Source organism: Chenggangzhangella methanolivorans (assembly GCF_019797865.1).
Taxonomy (GTDB): Bacteria; Pseudomonadota; Alphaproteobacteria; order Rhizobiales; family Methylopilaceae; genus Methylopila; species Methylopila methanolivorans.
In genome coordinates, this window is record NZ_CP081869.1 from 297909 (window position 1) to 317448 (window position 19540).

12 protein-coding genes and 4 pseudogenes are annotated in these 19540 nt (G+C 69.0%); 11 read left to right on the forward strand and 5 right to left on the reverse strand.

Features of this window, described 5'->3' with window-relative positions; translation table 11 throughout:
* Positions 1 to 174 precede the first annotated feature (174 nt).
* The 4 genes and pseudogenes from K6K41_RS01570 to K6K41_RS01585 all read left to right on the forward strand — a co-directional run bounded on the left by K6K41_RS01570 (position 175) and on the right by K6K41_RS01585 (position 2985).
* Positions 175 to 678, forward strand: coding sequence for a nuclear transport factor 2 family protein (locus K6K41_RS01570; protein ID WP_261403649.1), 504 nt, complete (start codon positions 175 to 177; stop codon positions 676 to 678).
* Positions 679 to 776: 98 nt separating this feature from the next.
* A pseudogene (locus K6K41_RS01575) lies at positions 777 to 981 on the forward strand (ion transporter); the annotation flags it as partial.
* Positions 982 to 1064: 83 nt separating this feature from the next.
* Positions 1065 to 2263 (forward strand): annotated as a pseudogene (gene nhaA / locus K6K41_RS01580) (Na+/H+ antiporter NhaA).
* Positions 2264 to 2721: 458 nt separating this feature from the next.
* Entirely contained in the window at positions 2722 to 2985 is a 264-nt protein-coding gene (locus K6K41_RS01585) for a hypothetical protein (RefSeq protein WP_261403650.1), read from the forward strand.
* Positions 2986 to 3000: 15 nt separating this feature from the next.
* Here K6K41_RS01585 and K6K41_RS01590 read toward each other — a convergent pair whose 3' ends face one another.
* The 5 genes from K6K41_RS01590 to K6K41_RS01610 all read right to left on the reverse strand — a co-directional run bounded on the left by K6K41_RS01590 (position 3001) and on the right by K6K41_RS01610 (position 8781).
* Positions 3001 to 4209, reverse strand: a complete 1209-nt coding sequence (locus tag K6K41_RS01590) for a geranylgeranyl diphosphate reductase (RefSeq protein WP_261403651.1) — start codon at positions 4207 to 4209, stop codon at positions 3001 to 3003.
* A gap of 133 nt (positions 4210 to 4342) precedes the next feature.
* Positions 4343 to 5686 (reverse strand): BCD family MFS transporter, encoded by a 1344-nt coding sequence (locus K6K41_RS01595; RefSeq protein WP_261403652.1) that lies wholly within the window; start codon positions 5684 to 5686, stop codon positions 4343 to 4345.
* A gap of 64 nt (positions 5687 to 5750) precedes the next feature.
* On the reverse strand, positions 5751 to 6629 hold the full coding sequence (chlG, locus tag K6K41_RS01600) for a chlorophyll synthase ChlG (RefSeq protein ID WP_261403653.1): 879 nt from the start codon (positions 6627 to 6629) through the stop codon (positions 5751 to 5753).
* Between the two features lie 76 nt (positions 6630 to 6705).
* The gene (ppsR, locus tag K6K41_RS01605; RefSeq protein ID WP_261403654.1) at positions 6706 to 8154 is read right to left on the reverse strand and encodes a transcriptional regulator PpsR; all 1449 of its coding nucleotides are present in this window, start codon (positions 8152 to 8154) and stop codon (positions 6706 to 6708) included.
* A gap of 33 nt (positions 8155 to 8187) precedes the next feature.
* The gene (locus K6K41_RS01610; protein ID WP_261403655.1) at positions 8188 to 8781 is read right to left on the reverse strand and encodes a cobalamin B12-binding domain-containing protein; all 594 of its coding nucleotides are present in this window, start codon (positions 8779 to 8781) and stop codon (positions 8188 to 8190) included.
* A 563-nt stretch (positions 8782 to 9344) separates the two neighbouring features.
* Between K6K41_RS01610 and bchF the strand changes: the two are divergent.
* From bchF to K6K41_RS01645, 7 genes and pseudogenes are all read left to right on the forward strand, one after another.
* A pseudogene (gene bchF, locus K6K41_RS01615) lies at positions 9345 to 9835 on the forward strand (2-vinyl bacteriochlorophyllide hydratase); the annotation flags it as partial.
* Positions 9836 to 9972: 137 nt separating this feature from the next.
* Positions 9973 to 11250: a ferredoxin:protochlorophyllide reductase (ATP-dependent) subunit N gene (locus K6K41_RS01620; RefSeq protein ID WP_261403656.1), complete on the forward strand. Its 1278-nt coding sequence runs from the start codon at positions 9973 to 9975 to the stop codon at positions 11248 to 11250.
* Positions 11251 to 11254: 4 nt separating this feature from the next.
* Entirely contained in the window at positions 11255 to 12919 is a 1665-nt protein-coding gene (gene bchB, locus K6K41_RS01625; RefSeq protein WP_261403657.1) for a ferredoxin:protochlorophyllide reductase (ATP-dependent) subunit B, read from the forward strand.
* Complete coding sequence (locus K6K41_RS01630) at positions 12891 to 16496, forward strand: magnesium chelatase subunit H (protein ID WP_261403658.1); 3606 nt, start codon at positions 12891 to 12893, stop codon at positions 16494 to 16496. Before bchB ends, K6K41_RS01630 begins: the two co-directional genes overlap by 29 nt.
* 10 nt (positions 16497 to 16506) lie before the next feature.
* The gene (gene bchL / locus K6K41_RS01635; protein WP_261403659.1) at positions 16507 to 17412 is read left to right on the forward strand and encodes a ferredoxin:protochlorophyllide reductase (ATP-dependent) iron-sulfur ATP-binding protein; all 906 of its coding nucleotides are present in this window, start codon (positions 16507 to 16509) and stop codon (positions 17410 to 17412) included.
* An 11-nt stretch (positions 17413 to 17423) separates the two neighbouring features.
* Positions 17424 to 18116, forward strand: coding sequence for a magnesium protoporphyrin IX methyltransferase (gene bchM / locus K6K41_RS01640; RefSeq protein WP_261403660.1), 693 nt, complete (start codon positions 17424 to 17426; stop codon positions 18114 to 18116).
* Positions 18113 to 19521: pseudogene (locus K6K41_RS01645) on the forward strand (BCD family MFS transporter). Before bchM ends, K6K41_RS01645 begins: the two are co-directional and overlap by 4 nt.
* Positions 19522 to 19540: the final 19 nt, after the last annotated feature.

A 19540-nucleotide genomic window follows, 5' to 3' on the forward strand; every position in this document is an offset into this window, starting at 1 on the left:
CGGCCTCAAGGGGCCGCAGCGCTGGGCGGCGGCGACCAGAATGACGGCGAGGACGGCGATCCTCGCAGACGGATACGGCCGTCTCTAGCGCATCTGTTTTCTCAATCGGCCGTCGCATGCTGGCGACCGGCTTTTCGACGCTGCGAACTCTGTGAGCCGAAAGGACGATTTTCTATGACGATCTCCAATTTCGACGATCTGTCGGCGGCGTCTCTGGCTGTGGCGCTAGATTTTCTGTCGAACACCGCGCCCGATAAAGTCGAAGCTGCGGCCAGCCGGCTTGTCGCGCCGGACGCCGTCTATGTCTCGTTGAATTTCGACAATCCGGAGCTGAAGAAGATCGAGCCATGGACCGGCACCGCGACGGGTCCGTCGGCCTACAGCAGCACTTTCCTGCGGGTCGCCAATTACTGGCACGTCGAAGACTTCTCGATCACCGACAAGATCGCATCGGGCGAGGATGTCGCCATCTTCGGCAAGTTCACCTATCGCTCCGTCGAGGTCGGCCATGTCTTTACGTCTCCGTTCGCCATCCTGGCCAAGGTTCGAGACGGCAAACTGGTCTACTTCCAGTTCATGGAAGACACCTATGCGTCTGCAAGTTCTTTTCGTCAGAGCGGGTCTTGGACGGTAAAGACAACGAAAGATACGCCTGCGTTCGAGGTTGGCGGCTCGTAGCGCGACGCCATATCGCCCGCATCTCCTGCGGGGCGGGCCAGACTGCGAGCCCCGTCCGCCACGCAAGGTCATGGGCGTTCTTTGAACCGCCACGCTGGTTGCCGGGTCCCTGGGGACGGCTCACCTCCGTCATCTCCCTGGTCGTCGGCATCTCGCCGTTCGTGCGGCTCGCGCAGGCGATCTTCGCGGCCGCGGAAGGTTTCGTTCGCCTGCCCGGAATGCGCGCTGCTCCGCGATGAGCCCGCCGCCGTGTTCTGCAAGGCGTGCGGCCACGAGCTGAAGATATCGAACGCCCCAGACTGAACCACGTCGACGTGATCCCGGCGTGAATTGACGCCCGAGCCGCTAGCCTAGCTATTGGAACGATCCCAAGAGCCGGAGAGCCGATGACCCTTGCGCCGCCGCGCCGCCCCTTCTCCATGTTCCGTTCGTTTCTCGACAGCGAGGCGTCCGGGGGGCTGCTGCTCATGGCGGCCGCGGCCGCGGCGCTGATCGTCGCGAACTCTCCTCTCGGCGCCGGCTACGAAGCGGCGCTCAAGGCCTACGTCGGACCGTTGAGCGTCTCGCACTGGATCAATGACGGCCTGATGGCCGTGTTCTTCCTGCTCGTCGGGCTCGAGATCAAGCGCGAGGTTCTCGACGGCCAGCTCTCGACCTGGTCGCGCCGCGTCCTGCCCGGCGTCGCGGCGCTCGGCGGCATGGTCGCGCCGGCGCTGATTTATGCAGGCCTCAATTGGAACGACCCGGCGACGCTGCGCGGATGGGCGATTCCGGCCGCGACCGACATCGCCTTCGCGCTCGGCGTGCTGTCGCTGCTCGGCGACCGCGTGCCGACCTCTCTCAAGGTCTTTCTCACCGCGCTCGCCATCATCGACGACCTTGGCGCGGTCATCATCATCGCGCTGTTCTACACCGCCGACCTCTCGGGGCTTTATCTCGCCGCCGGACGGTCGTTGCGCTGGTCGCCCTCAACCGCGCGGGCGTCACGTCCCTCACGCCCTATTTGCTGCTTGGCGCGGTCCTGTGGTTCCTGGTGCTGAAGTCGGGCGTTCACGCCACCCTCGCAGGCGTCGCGCTTGCGCTGACCATCCCGCTTCGGCCGACGCCGGGAAAGGTCGACGACGTCGATCATTCACCGCTTCATCGGCTCGAGCACGCGCTCCATCGCGTCGTGCCCTTCGTCATCATCCCGATCTTTGGCTTCGCCAATGCGGGCGTGTCCTTTTCAGGCATGACTGCGGAATCGCTGACCAACCACCTGACGCTCGGCGTCGCGCTCGGCCTTCTCCTCGGCAAGCTCGTCGGCGTCTTCGGAAGCGCCGCGCTCGTCATCCGGATGGGATGGGCGGACCTTCCGGCGCGCGCGAGCTGGCCTCAGCTTCTCGGCGTCTCGCTGCTCTGCGGCATCGGCTTCACAATGAGCCTGTTCATCGGGCTGCTGGCTTTCGCGGACGACCCGACGCTCCAGAACGAGGTGAAGGTCGGCATCCTGCTTGGCTCGCTGGCCGCAGGACTTGCTGGTTGGCTGGCGCTCAGGCTCGCCAGACCGGAGCCTGCGCGCGAAACTGCGGCGGCTCCGGTCTGAGGCCCACGCGCCGCGCGCCCGCCCGGCGTGGTGACGTCAACCCGTCCCGCTCCAGATCTCCTTCGATCTGACTTTCCAGCTCCGGCATAGAGCTCGCGACAACCCGCGGGTTCCTGCCCGCCTTGCGCCGGGCGAAGTGGTCCTTGGTGAGGCGCGCCACGAGTCCGGATATCAGGCAGATGGCGATCAGGTTCACGGTCGCCATCTGCCCCATGGAGGCGTGGCGGCGTTGAACACCGTCGCGACCGACTCTTAGGCTCTCCACACCACCATCGACTGAACGCCGGCGCGCAGGACCGCTTTGCCTGCTTTTGAGGCGACCAACACTATTCTTATCTCGGCGCTCGGGCTGACAAGCAGACGCGCGACGGAAGCTCTCCAAACCGCCATCGTGGGTTGTCGAGCATGATGTCGAGGTCGACGGTGTCCCCCCAGCGCATCAAGAATGAGGGAGATGGATGTCAACCTTTGTGACAAGCGGCCTCATCGCCGATTTGGCCTTGGCGGCGCTCGCTCTGGAAGCGGCGTTGATAGGCTGGCTGAGGCGAAGCCGCGGAGGCGAGGCCTTGATGGAATTTGGACCTTTTATTTTCGCAGGCGCCGCATTGATGATCGCGCTCCGGGCGGCGTTGGTCGGTTGGCCAGAAACCGTTATCCTAGCGGCGCTGACGGTCGCGGGCGTCGCGCAGTTCGTCGATCTCGTCCGGCGTTTGCAGAAATGAGCGGCCAAAACAAGCTCAAGCGCGCCTTCCGGGTGCGCGGCGCCACGGCGAGACAATTCCGAGAAGGTGCGCGAGATCCTTGAAGAATATCCGCAGATGCGCCAGCAAGTCTGAACGCACGAGGCCCTTATCGAGATAGGCGCGCCAAGTCAGACGGCTGATGTCGGGGTCGCCGCAGAGCGCCACGAACCGTTCCCGCCGCCGGTCGCTCGCGTACCAGAAGCGCTGCAGGATCCCGAGCGCGAAGAACACGCGGCCATGCTGTTTCAGGAAGCGTCTTCGCAAGCCCGACAGCCCCCGCGCGTCTCCGGTGGCGAGGAAGACGTCGACCTGCTCGGCGGCCATCCGCCCGCAGGTCATCGCGTACCAGATGCCCTCGCCCGACGCCGGCGCGACGACGCCCGCTGCGTCGCCGATGAGCACGACGTCGCGGCCATTGTCCCAGCGCTTGAGAGGCTTCAGCGGCAGCGGCGCGCCTTCGCGGCGAAGCGTGCGGCAGTGCTCCAACCCGATCTTGATCCGGAGCGCGGCGATGGATTCGCGAAGCGCAAAACCTTTCTGGGCGCTTCCCGTGCCGATGCTTGCCGTCCCGCCATGCGGGAAGATCCAGGAATAGAAATCGGGCGAGAAGCGGCCGTCATAATGGATGTCGCAGCGGCGGCCGTCGAAGACCTCGTCGGCGCGATCGGGGACCTCGACGATCTCGTGATAGGCGAAGACGAAGGGCGCCTTCTGGCCCGGGAGCGCCGCGCGCGCCACCTGGCTGTTGGCGCCGTCAGCCCCGATCACGCATCTCGCGCGCAGCCGCTGCGTCTCGTCGGAGCCCTTCGGCCGCCACAGCACAGCCGCCACGCCGTCCGGATCGCGCTCGAGGCCGATGAAGGTCCCGGTGAGCCTCGACGCGCCGGCGCGGGACGCACGGTCGCGCAGCCATTCGTCGAAAACCTCGCGATCCACCATGCCCACGAACCCGTCGTCGATCGGCATGTCGACGCCGCGACCCGAAGGCGCGATCACCCGGGCCGAGCGGGCGCGGGCCACCAGCAGGCTTTCGGGAATGTCGAAGTCGGTGAGCGTGCGCGGCGGGATCGCGCCGCCGCAGGGTTTTACCCGTCCCGCCCGGTCGAGGAGCGCGACATGGCGGCCAGCCCGCGCGAGATCGGCGGCGGCGGTCGACCCGGACGGGCCGCCTCCCACCACGACGACGTCGAAGGCCTCGGTCATCGGATCGCCTCCCGGTGAACTGCACAAGCGAACTGCGTGCTTCGAGACGCCTCGCGGATGCGAGGCTCCTCAGCATGAGGAAGGTTTGCGATCGGCATGACTTGAGCGTGATGAAACAGCCCGATTGGCATCCTCACCCTCCCTCATGCTGAGGAGGCCCGAAGGGCTGTCTCGAAGCACACAGTTCGCTCATCCCCGCGTTTGCCCCGCCGAGCCTCAGCGCGAACACCGCGCACGCGGCGAACAGCGCAGCCTCGCCGAGAAACACCAGCGCGTAAGACGCGGCCGTCGATCCGATAGCGAACCGCGCGACATCGGCGGCGAGCGCGCCCAGCAGACCACCAAACCCAAAGCCGACCGCTTGAGCGGCGCCCCAGAGGCCCATCCGCGCGCCGCGGGTCGCCGGGTCGCCGCGGCCGGCGAGACCCATCATCGAACCGATGGCCGCTGTCGCAAAGGCGCCGTTGCCGAGGCCGAGCGCGAAGGCCGCTGGGTGGATGGCGGCCTCCGATCCGCCGAGCCCCGCGGTCGCGATCGCCGCCAACGCAAGCGCGGATGCGAGGCAGCCGGCGATGATCCAGCGCTTCAGAAGGCCGGACGGCGTCTCGCCGAACGCGCCCGAAAGCATCGCGACGCCGATCATGCCTGCGAGCGTGCCGGCATTCTGCAGGCCCGACAGCCGCGTGGTCTCGCCCGCGCTCATGCCGAAGACGAGACCGGCGAAGGGCTCGAGGATCAGGTCCTGCATCGAATAGGCGAGCATTGAGGCGAGCACGAACCAGGTGAAGCGGCGCGCCTCGTCCTCGGCCCAGATCGTCTTCAGCGCCTCGCGGAACGGCGTCGCGGCGGCGCGCGTCGCGGCGCGTTCGGCCGCCGGCGAGCGCGCCGGCTCAAGCCGCCACACCGCCGCGACCGTCACAAGAAAGGCGAGGCCCGACACCGCGCAGGAGACTGCGACCAGCCGCTCCGGCGAGAACGGGTCGAGGAAGCGGCCTGCGCCCGCGCCGGTGATCACGAAGCCCGCGATCATCATGGTCCAGACGATGGTGGCGGCGGCGGCCCGGCGGCCCTTGCCGACATGGGTCGCGAGCAGGACCAGCAGGTTGGTCCCGCAAGCCCCGACGCCGATCCCGATGGCGAGGAAGGCGACGACGCCGAGCGCAAGGCCGGCGGAAAAATCCTCGGCCATCAGCGCGGTCGCGACCGCGGCCAGAACGCCGCCGAGCGCCAGCAGCGCCATGCCGCCGACGATCCACGGCGTGCGGCGCCCGCCTCGGTCCGATCCAAAGCCCCAGCGCGGACGGAGCATCTGCGAGGCATGGTGGAGCGCGACCAAAAGGCCCGGCACGAGAGCGGGCAGCGCGAGCTCCACTACCATCACGCGGTTCAGCGTCGAGGTGGTGAGCACGACCACGGCTCCGAGCGCAGTCTGCGCGAGGCCGAGCCGGACAATCTGAACCCAGCCGAAGCCGCTCATCCTCCGAGCTCCCTTTCTCCCCTCCCCGCAAGGGGGAGGGAGCGGAGACGCTGCGCCCGCACGCTCATGTTCCCGCGCCTCCGGCGAGCGCGAAGGCCGCGGCCAGCATGCCGAGCACGTAGAGCGTCGTTCCGGTCGCGTTGTACCAGGCGGCCTTTCCACGAGGATCCGTCAGGAACCGCGCCATCAGCGCGATCTGGGCGAGCAACAGCGCGCCGACGATCGCTGCATGGAGGGACGCTCCCCACCAGATGAGCGCCGCGATCACCCCGACCTGCGCCAGCGCCATCACCCAGCAGGCGAGGCGAGCGGCGCGTTCCGGGCCGAGTTGGACGGGCAGCGAACGGACGCCGAGCGCGCGGTCACCCTCGATCGCCTTGAAATCGTTGAGCGTCATGATGCCGTGCGCGCCGGCGCTGTAGAGCAGCGCGAGCGTCACGACCCGCATGTCGGGCGCGACGGCCGAGACGACGGCCGCGCCCGTGAACCAGGGCAGGCCCTCGTAGCAGAGCCCCACCGCGGCGTTGCCCCACCAGCCGTTCCGCTTCAGCCTCAACGGCGGCGCGCTGTAGGCCCAGGCGAGCGCGAGCCCGACCACCGCCGCGGCGAACACCGCCGGCCCAAGCGCCGCGCCAAGGGCCGCGGAGAGCGCGGTCCAAATCAGCGCGATCCAGAGGCCCCAGCGGCCGGGAATGCGTCCAGACGGGATTGGCCGGTTCGGCTCATTGATGGCGTCGACATGGCGGTCGAACCAGTCGTTGGCCGCCTGGCTCGTCGCGCAGACCAAAGGCCCTGCGAGCAGCACGCCCGCCACCACGAGCGGCCAGCGCTCGGCGAGCGGCGCGCCGGACGACACTAGCCCGCAGCCGAAGGCCCACATCGGCGCGAACCAAGTGATGGGCTTCAGCAGTTCCAGGACGGCGCTGGGCGCTGGCGCGGACATGGCCCAAGGCTAGGCGGGCCGCGACCTCATGTCCAATATTTTTGACGATTCAAACGTCAACTTTGGTTGACGACTGTCAGGTGTCGTCGGGCGACTCGTCGTCACGCGCGAGGCCGTGCCGACGAAGCTTCGAATAGAGGCTCTGGCGGCTCAATCCCAAGATCTGCGCCGCGGACGCCCGGTTGTCGTCGGTCCGCCTCAGCGCCGCCTCGATGCAGAGCTTTTCGACGAGGTCGGTCGACTCCCGCACAAGTTCCTTGAGCGAGACGCGGCCGACAAGCTCGGTGAGCTGCTCGACTGAGCGGAACCCCTCGCCCGGAGCCGCTGAGGACGGCGTCGCGGGCCGGCGGCGCACGGGACGGATGACGAGGCCGTAGCAGGGCGCGCCGGCGTTTCCGGCCGCCACGCCAGTCACGTCGACCTGCTCGATGCTGCCGAACTCGCCGCGCAGGATGGTCGAGAAATCACGCAGCGAGCCGTGCTCGCGCAGGTTTGCGATGAGGAGCTGCGCCTCGACGCCCGGGCGCCCGAGCCAGCTGTCGAGCCGAGCGCCCTTGAGCGCGTCGAGCGACACGAGCTCGATCAGCGCGAGGAAGGCGGGGTTGGCGTCGAGAATGCGCTGGCGTTCGTCCACCACCACGAAGCCGTCGGGCATCCGCATCACGGCGTCGAGCGCCTGCGAGCGGTGACCGGCCTCGACCGCCGCGGCGCCGTCCGCCGCGGGCGCGAGGCGGACGAGCAGATAGGTGGCGGCCTCCTGGCGGAACACCGAGGCTGAAGCCACCAGCTCGGAAGCCGCGCCCGCGAGGCCGATGCGCAGGCTGTCGGCATGGCCGAGCGTGCGGGCGGTCGCGATCAGGCGGCGCAGGTTCGCGGCGCTTCGCGCGTCGAACAGGTCATGGAACGAGCGCCCGACGATGCGCTGGGAGGGATCGCCGATGATCTTGGCGGCCGCCGCATTCGCCTCCGCGACGCGCTCGGTCGCGTCGTCGACGATCAGCACGGCTTCGGTCGAGAGCTGGAACAGCAGCCGATAGCGCGTCTCGGCGTTGCGGATGCGGCTGTATTCGCGGTCCAGCATCAGCTGGGTCTCGACCAGCTTCTGCTGGAGGCTCGCGACGGCGCGCAGGTCCCGGCCGAGCGCAAGCACGCGCCCGTCCTTCGGCAGCAGCATCGCGGAGAAGCGCACCGGCATCGAGGTTTCGCCGGGGCTGGTGAGGTTGATCTCGCGGCCGCGCGTCGGGCCGACGGGACCTGCGTCCCTCAACAGCGCCTCGACCTTGGGCCGGCTCTCGATGGTGACGATCTCTGTCCAGCGCCGGCCGACCCAGTCCTCCATGTCGCGCGGGGCCGGGTCGTTCGCCGTGTAGGAGACGTCGCGCACCACGCCGTCGCCGTCGAGCACCAGCGCGATGTCGGCCGCGGAAGACACCATGCGCGCAGCCGCGGCCGGCTCAAGGCCGGCGAACCATTCGTCCACCTTAGCGAATCCGGCGATCAGGTCCTCGGCGACCAGAGGCTGCATGGCGAGGCGCAATCCGTTGGGGGATCAATCCCATCAATGGGTCTGCATTCTTGAGCACACCGCGGAATGGGATGCAACGAGAGCCCCCTTCCCGTCCTGCGCGGTGATGTCCGCGCCGACCCGCCTCACCAGGGACGGCTCATCGTTGAAGACGCGTCCCCCGACCATGACGACGACGCTGGAATTGCGCGACGCTCTTCGAACCTGGGCGATCAGCCCCGCCAGGTCCTCGAGCGCGCTTTCGCGCGACAGCGAAAAGCCGACGACGGAGAAATCGCGCCGGCCGACCATGGCGCAGATCTCGTCCGTATCCGTCAGCGGCAGGCCGACCGTGTCCCAGCCGGCGCGGCGGAACATGGTCTCCAGCATCAACACGCCGAAGGTGTGCTGCTCGCCCGGAGTCGCGGACAGCAGGATGCGGCCGTCGAAGAGCGCGCGCGGGTCGGCGGCCTCGCCCGAGGTGACGCTGCGCAGCAGGTTCTGGAGCGTGCAGAGGCCGACGGTGACGTCGGTGAAGGTGAGTTCGTCGTCGACCCACATCTGGCCGAGCCGCTGGGCGGTCGGAGCCAGCAGGTCGAGCAACACCGTCTCGATCGCGACGCCGCTTTCGAGCGCGCGCGCGACCACGAGTTTCGGCCTTGCGGAGATCGAGCGCCACCATCATCGCCGCAAAGCCCGCGATGTCTTCCGCGTCGACCTCTAGGCTCGCGGGCGCAGAGGCGCGTCCGACAGGCCCGCGCGCGAGAAGAAGGCGGGGTATGATGTCGGCTTCGATGACCCGCGCGAGGGTCGCGCTTCGCTGGATGGGCGCGCCGCGGGCGAAGGCCCGAAGTTCGCGTTCGGTTCCGACCGCCTGCTCGCAGGTGGACGACGTTCCTGCCTCGTCGAGGATCACCACCGGCGCCCCTCCCCTTGCGCGACGATGTGTCTCGCCTGCGCTAAATCGACCGTCCTCCCGATGATAGGGGGTGTCAATCCCTCTATTTCGCACTTCGATTGCGCGCCATCAGGCCAATACCGGCCTGCGGCGACGCACAACCGTAGATCGTTCAATAGAGGCAATGGGGTAGCAGAATCCTGCGCTGCGGCGCCGAAAAGCGTAAATTATTTTATACGTCCAACTTTCTTGACACTTGGCTAGCGCCGTTCCACCGTCTGTCTCGGACGAGAGTCACGAGGGACTTTGGAAGATGCCGGCAAGGCGCGCCCTCACTGCAGATCGCCGCCCGCTCTACACGAGCGAAGAGCGCGCGAGACGCGACGCGACGCGTTGGACGCTCGTCCAGGGCGTGCTCGCGCCGCTGCAATTCCTCGTCTTCGTGATCTCTCTCGCGCTGGTGCTGCGCTTCCTCGCCACCGGCGAAGGGTTCCTCGCCGCCACCGTGTCGATCGTCCTGAAGACGCGCTGCTCTACGCGATCATGGTCACGGGCTCGATCTGGGAACGGGTCGTCTTCGGCCGCTGGCTGTTCGCCCCCGCGTTCTTCTGGGAGGACGTGGTGTCGATGGGCGTGATCGCGCTCCACACCGCCTATCTCGCAGCGCTCGCGCTCGGCGCTGATCCGCATGTCCAGGTGACGATCGCGCTCGCGGCCTATGCGACCTACGCGATCAACGCCACGCAGTTCCTGCTGAAGCTGAGGGCGGCGCGGTTGGAGTCTTCCCTTCTCCCGCCTGCGGGAGAAGGTGGCCGAGCCGAAGGCGAAGGTCGGATGAGGGGACGTGGCGCAAGCGTCTCCGACGTCCCCTCACCCGTACCCTCTCCCGCCATGCGGGAGAGGGGGATGGGACCGTCGCGCCTCACTGTCGAGGCCGCGCCATGAACGCGCCGGTCGCCCTTCCTTTGGGCTGCGACGCCCCAAAAATCCGCAGCGAGCGCGGGCAGCGGGCGGTGTTCTGCGGGCTCACCGGCATCGTGTGGCTGCACCGAAAAATCCAGGACGCGTTCTTCCTCGTGGTCGGTTCGCGCACCTGCGCGCATCTCCTGCAGTCTGCCGCCGGCGTCATGATCTTCGCCGAGCCGCGCTTCGCCACCGCCATCATGGAGGAGCGTGATCTCGCCGGCATGGCCGACATGCATGACGAACTCGACCGGGTGGTCGGCCAGGTGCTCGAGCGTCGGCCGGACATCCGGACGCTGTTCCTCGTGGGCTCCTGCCCCTCCGAGGTCATCAAGCTCGACCTCGCGAAGGCTGCGACGCGGCTCTCGCAAAGACTCGCGCCGGACGTCCGGGTGCTGGCCTATTCGGGCAGCGGCATCGAGACGACCTTCACCGAGGGCGAGGACGCCTGCCTGTCGGCGCTGGTGGCCGCCGCTCCGCAGCAGGCCGCCAACGCCCCGGAGCAGCTCGTCGTGGTCGGCGCGCTGCCCGACATCGTCGAGGACCAGTTCGCGCGGCTCTTCTCGGAATTGGGGATTCCTGACGTCCGCTTCCTGCCCGCGCGGCGCGCCGACGCCGCGCCGGCGCTGGGCCCCCGGACGAGATATCTCCTCGCCCAGCCGTTCCTCGGCGCGACTGCGACGGCGCTGGACGCCCGCGGGTGTTCCGGCGTCGTCGCTCCTTTCCCCTTCGGGGCCGAGGGCACCACCGCATGGCTGTCGGCCGCCGCGGAGGCGTTCGGGATCTCGCCCCAGAGGGTGCGCGAGGTCACCGCGCTCAAGGAGAACCGCGCCCGCGTCGCCGTCTCGCGCCATGCGGCGAGGCTCGAGGGCAAGCGGGTCATGTTCTTCCCCGACAGCCAGCTGGAGCCGCCGCTGGCGCGGTTCCTGTCCCGCGAGCTCGGAGCGGAGATCATCGAGGTCGGCACGCCCTATCTGCACGGCCGCTGGCTCGCGCCGGATCTCGCTCTGCTGCCGGCCGGAACCCAGATCGTCGAGGGCGCGGACGTCGACCGGCAACTGGACCGCTGCAGGGCCGAAAGGCCCGACCTCACCGTCTGCGGCCTCGGCCTCGCCAATCCGCTCGAGGCGGAAGGCCTCGCGACCAAGTGGTCCATCGAACTGCTGTTCACGCCGACCCACGGCTACGAACAGGCCGGAGACCTCGCCGAACTCTTCGCCCGGCCCCTGGCCCGGCGAGAGCTGCTGGAGGTCTGAGGCCATGCAGCTCGCCATGTGGACCTATGAAGGACCGCCCCATGTCGGCGCCATGCGCGTCGCGACCGCGATGCGCGGCGTCCACTACGTGCTGCACGCCCCGCAGGGCGACACCTACGCCGACCTGCTGTTCACGATGATCGAGCGGCGCGGCGAGCGGACGCCTGTGACCTACACGACGTTTCAGGCGCGCGACCTCGGCGGCGACACCGCCGATAAGCTGAAGACCGCGATCACGGACGCTTACGAGCGCTTCCAGCCGCAGGCGATGCTGGTCGGCGCGAGCTGCACCGCAGAGCTGATCCAGGACGATCCGGGGGGCCTTGCGGCCGCCGTCGGGCTGCCGATCCCCGTGGTGGCGCTTGAGCTGCCGGCCTACTCCAAGAAGGAGAACTGGGGCGCGGCGGAGACCTTTTACCGGCTGGTGCGGACGCTGGCGGGATCGAAGGGCGCGACGCCTCCACCCCCTCCCCCTTGTGGGGAGGGTGAGGGTGGGGGTGGTTCCGGAGAAGGCCAAGCGCGCGAGCGTAGAGCTGCGTCGCCCGCGGCGCCCTGTTCTGAACCACCCCCACCCCTCACCCCTCCCCACAAGGGGGAGGGGGAACGTCGACCGACCTGCAACATCCTCGGCCCGACCGCGCTCGGCTTCCGCCACCGCGACGATGTCGCCGAGATCCGCGGGCTGCTCGAACGGCTCGGCCTCACGGTCAACGTCGTGGCCCCGCTCGGAGCCTCCCCAGCCGACCTCGCGCGCATCGGCGACGCCGACTTCAACGTCGTGCTCTATCCCGAGATCGCCCGCACCGCCGCCGAGTGGCTGAAGCGTCAGTTCGGCCAGCCCTTCACCACGGTCGTCCCCATCGGCGTCGGGGCGACGCGCGCCTTCGTGGAGGAGGTCGCAAGCCTCGCCGGCCTGGACCCCACCCCAATCCTCGCCGACGAGCGCACGCGCCTGCCATGGTGGAGCCGGTCGGTCGACTCGAACTACCTCACGGGCAAGCGCGTCTTCATCTTCGGCGACGCGACCCACGCGATCGCCACCGCGCGCGTCGCCGCGAGCGAACTCGGTTTCAAGGTGGTGGGGCTCGGCACCTATTTGCGCGAATTCGCCCGAGAGGTCCGCGCGAAAGCTGAAGAGCTCGGTATCGAGGCGCTGATCACCGACGACCATCTCGAGGTCGAAAAGGCGATCGCAGCCCTCCAGCCGGAGCTGGTCCTTGGCACCCAGATGGAGCGGCATGTCGCCAAGCGCCTCGGGATCCCCTGCGCGGTGATCTCGGCTCCGGTCCATGTGCAGGATTTTCCGGCCCGCACCTCGCCCGTGATGGGGTTCGAGGGCGCCAACGTCCTCTTCGACACGCTCGTCCACCCGCTGATGATGGGGCTCGAAGAGCACCTCGTGGCGATGTTCCGCGACGACTTCGAATTCGCCGACGGCGCCCTGCCCTCGCATCTCGCGGGCCACGCGCCCATGGACGCCCCGCCCGCCGAGCCTGCCCCCGACGCCGGAATCGTCTGGGAGGCTTCGGCCGAGCAGGAGCTCAAGAAAATCCCCTTCTTCGTGCGCGGAAAGGCGCGCCGGAACACCGAAAGCTTCGCCCGCCAGACCGGGATCGCCGCGATCACGGTGGAGACGCTCTATGACGCCAAAGCGCATTTCGGCCGATAGGCCCGGCGCGCCAAGCGCCGTCCCCGTCCGCGTCGTGGTGGTGACGCTCGACCACCATCTCGGCGCGACCACCGACCGCGCGGCCGCGCGTCTCCATAAGGATCTGCCGGGCCTCACCCTCGACCTGCATGCGGCGGCCCGCTGGGAGGACGACCCTTCCGCGCTCGAACGCGCCAAGGCCGACGTGCTCTGCGCCGACATCGTGATCGTCACCATGCTGTTCATGGACGACCACATCCGCGCGATCCTGCCGGCGCTCGCCGCGCGGCGCGAGGCCTGCGACGCGATGGTGTGCGTGATGTCGGCCGCGGAGGTGACGCGGCTGACCCGCATGGGCCGGCTCACCATGGACAAGCCCGCCAGCGGTCCGCTCGCGCTGCTGAAGCGCCTGCGCGGCCAGAACGGCGCTGCGACCGCGGGCGCCGAGCAGCTGAAGATGCTGCGGCGGCTGCCGAAGATCCTGCGGTTCATTCCGGGGACCGCTCAGGATCTCAGGGCCTGGTTCCTGACGCTGCAATACTGGCTCGCGGGCTCAGAGGAAAACGTCGCGAACCTCGTGCGCCTGCTCGTCGACCGCTATGCGGACGGCCCCCGAAAGGTTCTGCGCGGGACGGTTCCCGCCGCGGAGCCCGTCGTCTACCCCGAAGTCGGCGTCTATCACCCGGCGCTGAAAGGCAGGATCAGCGAGGACGCCGCCCGCCTGCCCCGCGCGCCGAAGTCCCGCGGGACGGTCGGCGTGCTGGTGATGCGCTCCTACCTGCTCGCCGGAAACACGCGGCACTATGACGGCGTGATCGCGGCGCTGGAGGCGCGGGGCCTCAGCGTGATCCCGGCCTTCTCCAGCGGACTCGACGTCCGGCCTGCGGTCGAAAAATTCTTCATGGTCAACGGCCGCCCGGCCATCGACGCGCTCGTGTCGCTCACCGGATTCTCGCTCGTCGGCGGCCCTGCGTACAACGACGCGAAAGCCGCCGAAGAGCTGCTGGCGAACCTCGACGTCCCCTATCTCGCGGCGCATCCGGTCGAGTTCCAGAGCCTCGACGGCTGGCGGGAAAGCGAGCGCGGCCTCTCCCCGGTCGAGGCCACCATCATGGTGGCGATCCCCGAACTCGACGGCGCCACCGGTCCCATGACGTTCGGCGGCCGCGACGGCGAGGCCGGCGACATGGGCGTCGATCCCGAGCGCGCCGCCATGCTCGCGGCCCGCGTCGACAGGCTCGTGTCCCTGCGCGCCAGGCCAAAGGCCGAGCGCAAGGTCGCGACGGTGATCTTCAATTTCCCGCCCAACGCCGGAGCGGTCGGCTCCGCGGCCTATCTCGCGGTGTTTCCGTCGCTGTTCAACACGCTGAAGGCGTTGAAGAAAGACGGCTACACGGTCGAGCTTCCGGAGAGCGTCGACGCGCTGCGCGAGAGGATTCTCGAGGGCAACGCCGCACGCTTCGGCGCGCAGGCCAATGTCGCGGCGCGCATCCCCGCCGACGACCATGTGCGGCGCGAACGCCACCTCGCCGAGATCGAAAAGGTCTGGGGCCCGGCGCCCGGCCGTCAGCTCTCGGACGGCCGCTCGCTGTTCGTCCTCGGCGCGGAGTTCGGCAACGTCTTCGTCGGCGTGCAGCCCGCCTTCGGCGTCGAGGGCGATCCTATGCGGCTTCTGTTCGAAAAGTCCTTCGCCCCCACCCACGCCTTCTCGGCCTTCTACCGATACCTGCGCGAGGACTTCGGCGCCGACGCGGTCCTTCATTTCGGCACCCATGGCGCGCTGGAGTTCATGCCGGGCAAGCAAGTGGGGCTCGGCGCAAAATGCTGGCCCGACCGGCTGATCGGCGACCTTCCGAATCTCTATCTCTACGCCGCCAACAACCCGTCGGAGGGAGCGCTCGCCAAGCGCCGCGCGGCCGCGACGCTTGTCTCTTACCTCACCCCTTCGCTCGAGCAGGCCGGGCTCTATCGCGGGCTGATCGACCTCAAGGCCTCGATCGACCGCTGGCGCGCGCTTGAGCCGGACACGTCCGCCGCCGAGCGCGAGACGCTCGCGACCGTGATCCGCGCGCAGGCCGTCGGGCTCGATCTCGCCGGCGCCGACGACGGTTGGGAGGACGCGGAGGCGAAGGTCGGCCGGCTGGCGGCCCAGGTTCTCGAAGTCGAATACGCGCTGATCCCGCACGGGCTCCATGTGGTGGGCGAAACGCCGGGCGAAGCGGAGCTTTCCGAAACGCTCGCAGCGCTCGGCGAGGCCGCGGGCGGCGAGGCGCCGGAAGGCGTCGCGGAGCTTTTGCGCACGGACCACGAGACGCCCGCCATCCTGCGCGCGCTCGACGGGCGGTTCATCCGCCCCGCGCCCGCAGGCGACCTGATCCGCTCGCCGGGCATTCTGCCGACGGGCCGCAATCTCCACGGCTTCGACCCGTTCCGCATCCCCTCGGCCTTCGCGATGAAGGACGGGGCCCGGCAGGCCGCTCGCCTCATCGCCCGGCATGTGGCGGATGGAAACGCCTTCCCGGAGTCGGTCGCGCTGGTGCTCTGGGGCACGGACACGCTGAAAACGGAAGGCGGCCCGATCGCCCAGGCGCTGGCGCTGATGGGCGCCCGGCCGCGCTTCGACGGCTATGGCCGGGTCGCGGGCGCGACGCTCGTCCCGCTCGCCGAACTGGATACGCCCCGCATCGACGTCGTGATGACGCTTTCGGGCATCTTCCGTGACCTTCTTCCGCTTCAGGTCCGCCTGCTCGCCGAAGCTTGCTGGATGGCGGCCTCGGCGGACGAGCCCACCGACCGCAACTTCGTGCGCAAGAACGCGCTGGCCTATCAGGCCAGGACCGGCTGCGACCTCGAGACCGCGGCGCTGCGCGTGTTCTCGAACGCGGAAGGCGCCTATGGGGCGAACGTCAACCACCTGATCGAGAACGGCCTGTGGTCCGACGAGGACGACCTCGCGGAGACCTATGGGCGCCGGAAGTGCTTCGCCTATGGCGTCAACGGCCGCCCGCAGGCGCAGCCGGAGCTTTTGAGCGCCGCGCTCTCGGGCGTCGATCTCGCCTACCAGAACCTCGAAAGCGTCGAGACCGGCGTCACGACGCTCGACCAGTATGTCGACACGCTGGGCGGCTTGACGCGACTTTCCAAGCGCGCCCGCGGCTCCGCGCCGCCGGTCTATATCGGCGACCAGACCCGCGGCGAGGGCGCGGTGCGCACGCTCTCCGAGCAGGTGGCGCTCGAGACCCGCACGCGGCTCCTGAACCCGAAGTGGTTCGAGGGGATGCTGGCCCACGGCTATGAGGGCGTCCGCCACATCGAGGCGCATGTCACCAACACGCTCGGCTGGTCGGCGACCACCGGCCAGGTGGACCCGTGGGTCTACCGGCAGATCACCGATGTCTACCTGCTCGATCCCGCGATGCGCGAGCGCCTCGCGCGGCTGAACAAGACCTCGGCATCGCGCGTCGCCGACCGGCTGATCGAGGCCCAAGACCGCAATTACTGGACGCCCGACGACGCCACGCGCGCGGCGCTGCGCGAGGCGGGCGAGGAACTCGAAGACCGTCTGGAGGGCGTCTCCGGCGCCCCGGCGGCGGCCTGAGGAGACGGGGATGAACGCCCACACCAAGATCACCACCTCGGCCGCCGGGCCCTGCCGCCTCGACGGCGAGGGATCGCTGCAGGTCGCGCTCGATCCGGCCCAGAAGATCGAGGGGGCCAAGGTCTTCGCGGTCTACGGCAAGGGCGGCATCGGCAAGTCCACCACCTCGTCGAACCTCTCGGTCGCGTTCGCGAAGCTCGGCAAGCGCGTCCTTCAGATCGGCTGCGACCCGAAGCACGACTCGACCTTCACGCTGACCAAGCAGCTGATGCCGACCGTCATCGACGTGCTGGAGACAGTGAACTTCCACTCCGAGGAACTGCGCGTCGAGGACTTCGTGTTCCAGGGCTACGCCGGCGTCATGTGCGTCGAGGCCGGCGGGCCCCCGGCCGGCACGGGCTGCGGCGGCTATGTGGTCGGGCAGACGGTGAAGCTGCTCAAGGAGTTCCACCTGCTCGAGGACACCGACGTGGTGATCTTCGACGTGCTGGGCGACGTCGTCTGCGGCGGCTTCGCGGCCCCGCTCCAGCACGCCGAGCGCGCCGTGGTGGTGACCGCCAACGACTTCGACTCGATCTTCGCGATGAACCGCATCGTGCAGGCGATCGGCGCGAAATCGAAGAACTACGACGTGCGCCTCGCCGGCTGCATCGCCAACCGCTCCGCCGACGTCGACCAGATCGAGCGCTTCAACGCCGCGACGGGAATGAAGACGCTGGGCCGCCTGCCGGATCTCGACGTCATCCGCCGCTCTCGGCTGAAGAAGTCGACCCTGTTCGAGATGGAGGGCGAGGGCGTCGCGGAGGTGCAGGCCGAGTATCTGCGGCTCGCCGCGCAGCTCTGGGCAGGGGTCGAGCCCTGCACGGCGAAATCCCTGAAGGACCGCGACATTTTCGATCTTCTCGGGTTCGACTGAGGGAGGATGTGATGAGCGACGCCGCCTATCGCGACCGACTGACCCGGATCGAAACCTATTTCGACCGCACCGCCGTTCGCGCCTGGGAGCAGATGACCTCCGACGCGCCGCTCGGGCGCATCCGCGCGACGGTGCGGGCCGGCCGCGAGCGGATGCGCGCAGAAATCCTCAGCATGCTGCCGGAGGATCTGTCGGGCCGCCGCATCCTCGACGCCGGTTGCGGCACCGGCGCGCTTGCGGTCGAGGCGGCGCGGCGCGGCGCCGATGTGGTCGCGATCGACCTGTCGCCGAAGCTCGTGGCGCTCGCGCGCCATCGTGCGCCCAAAGATCTCGTCCGCCGCCTCGACTTCCATGTCGGCGATCTCGCCGACGAGGCGCTCGGTGGCTTCGACTACGTAATCGCCATGGACGTGCTGATACACTATCCGATGACGGACGCGGTCGCGACTCTCAAGGATCTCGGCGCTCGCACCCGTCACTCGCTGCTCTTCACCTTCGCACCGCGAACGCCGCTGCTCGCGACCATGCACGCGGTCGGAAAGCTGTTTCCCCGCTCCGACCGGTCGCCTGCGATCGAGCCCGTGGCCGAGCGCGCGCTCCGGGACGCGCTCGCCCGGTCGGTTCCCGCGTTCGAGGCCTGCCGTTCCTCCCGGGTGACAAGCGGCTTCTACATAAGCCAAGTCATGGAGCTCGTTCGGCCATGACGCTTTCGCTCCGCCACACCGCCAGGATCTGGAGCGGGATCGGGACCCGCTACCTCCCCTTCGCGGACGCCGCGAGCGAGGACCTGCCGCTCTCGCGACTGCTGCGGCTCTCACTGTTCCAAGTGTCGGTCGGCATGGCCACTGTCCTGCTCGTCGGCACGCTCAACCGCGTCATGATCGTCGAACTCGGCGTGCCGGCGGCGCTCGTCGCCGCCATGGTGGCGGTGCCGTTGATCGCAGCGCCGCTCCGCGCCGTCATCGGCTTCCGGTCCGACCATCACCGCTCCGCCTTCGGCTGGCGGCGCGCGCCCTTCATCTGGTTCGGCACGCTGATGCAGTTCGGCGGGCTCGCCATCATGCCCTTCGCGCTGCTGGTGCTTGCGATGGACCCGGCCCCCGTCCCCTACGCCGGCCACGTCGCGGCGGCGCTCGCCTTCTTGGCTGTCGGCGCGGGACTTCAGACCACCCAGACCGCGGGCCTCGCGCTCGCGAGCGACCCTCGCCAAGCCCGAGACCCGCGCCCGCGTGGTGGCGCTGATGTATGTGTCCCTCCTCGCCGGCATGGTGTTTTCAGGCTTCCTGTTCGGCCTGCTGCTGGCGAAGTTCTCTGAGGTTCGCCTCATCCAGGTCGTGCAAGGCTGCGCGCTCGCGACCTTCGTGCTGAACGTCGCCGCCCTCTGGAAGATGGAGCCGCGCGATCGTTCGCGGGCCGAGGCGATGCGGTCCGCCGAGACCCCGCGCTTCCGCGACGCATGGGGCGCCTTTACGGCCGACCGGCGCGCGCGGCGATTCCTCTGGGCGCTCGGCCTCGGAACCGCGGCCTTCATGATGCAGGACATCGTGCTGGAGCCCTATGGCGGGCAGGTGCTGCATCTCTCGGTCGGCGGCACCTCGGCGCTGACCGCCCTCTTCGCAGCCGGCGCCCTCCTCGCCTTCTGGATCGCCGCACGTGCGCTCGCCGCCGGCCGTGACCCGCTGGTGGTGGCGGCGATCGGCGCGACGCTTGGCCTGCCGGCCTTCGCCGCCGTGATGCTGTCTGGGCCGCTTGAATCCCCCGCTCTCTTCCGATTGGGCGTGCTCGCCATCGGCTTCGGCGGCGGGCTGTTCTCTGTCGGCACGCTCAGCGCCGCCATGGGGCTCGAGGACAAGGAGCGCACCGGCCTCGCGCTCGGCGCCTGGGGCGCGGTGTCGGCGAGCGGGGGGCGCTGCGCTCGCCTGCGGCGGGGCGCTTCGCGACGCCGTCGCGCATCTGCCGGGCGCCGCGCCTTACGCCGGCTACGGCGCCGTCTACGGCGTCGAACTCGCCCTTCTCGTCATGACCCTGATCGCGATCGGGCCGCTCGTTCGGCACGCCCGCGAAGACGCCGCCAACAAGAAGATCGGCCTCGCCGACATGCCTGCCTGACCGCAACGGAAACGATCGC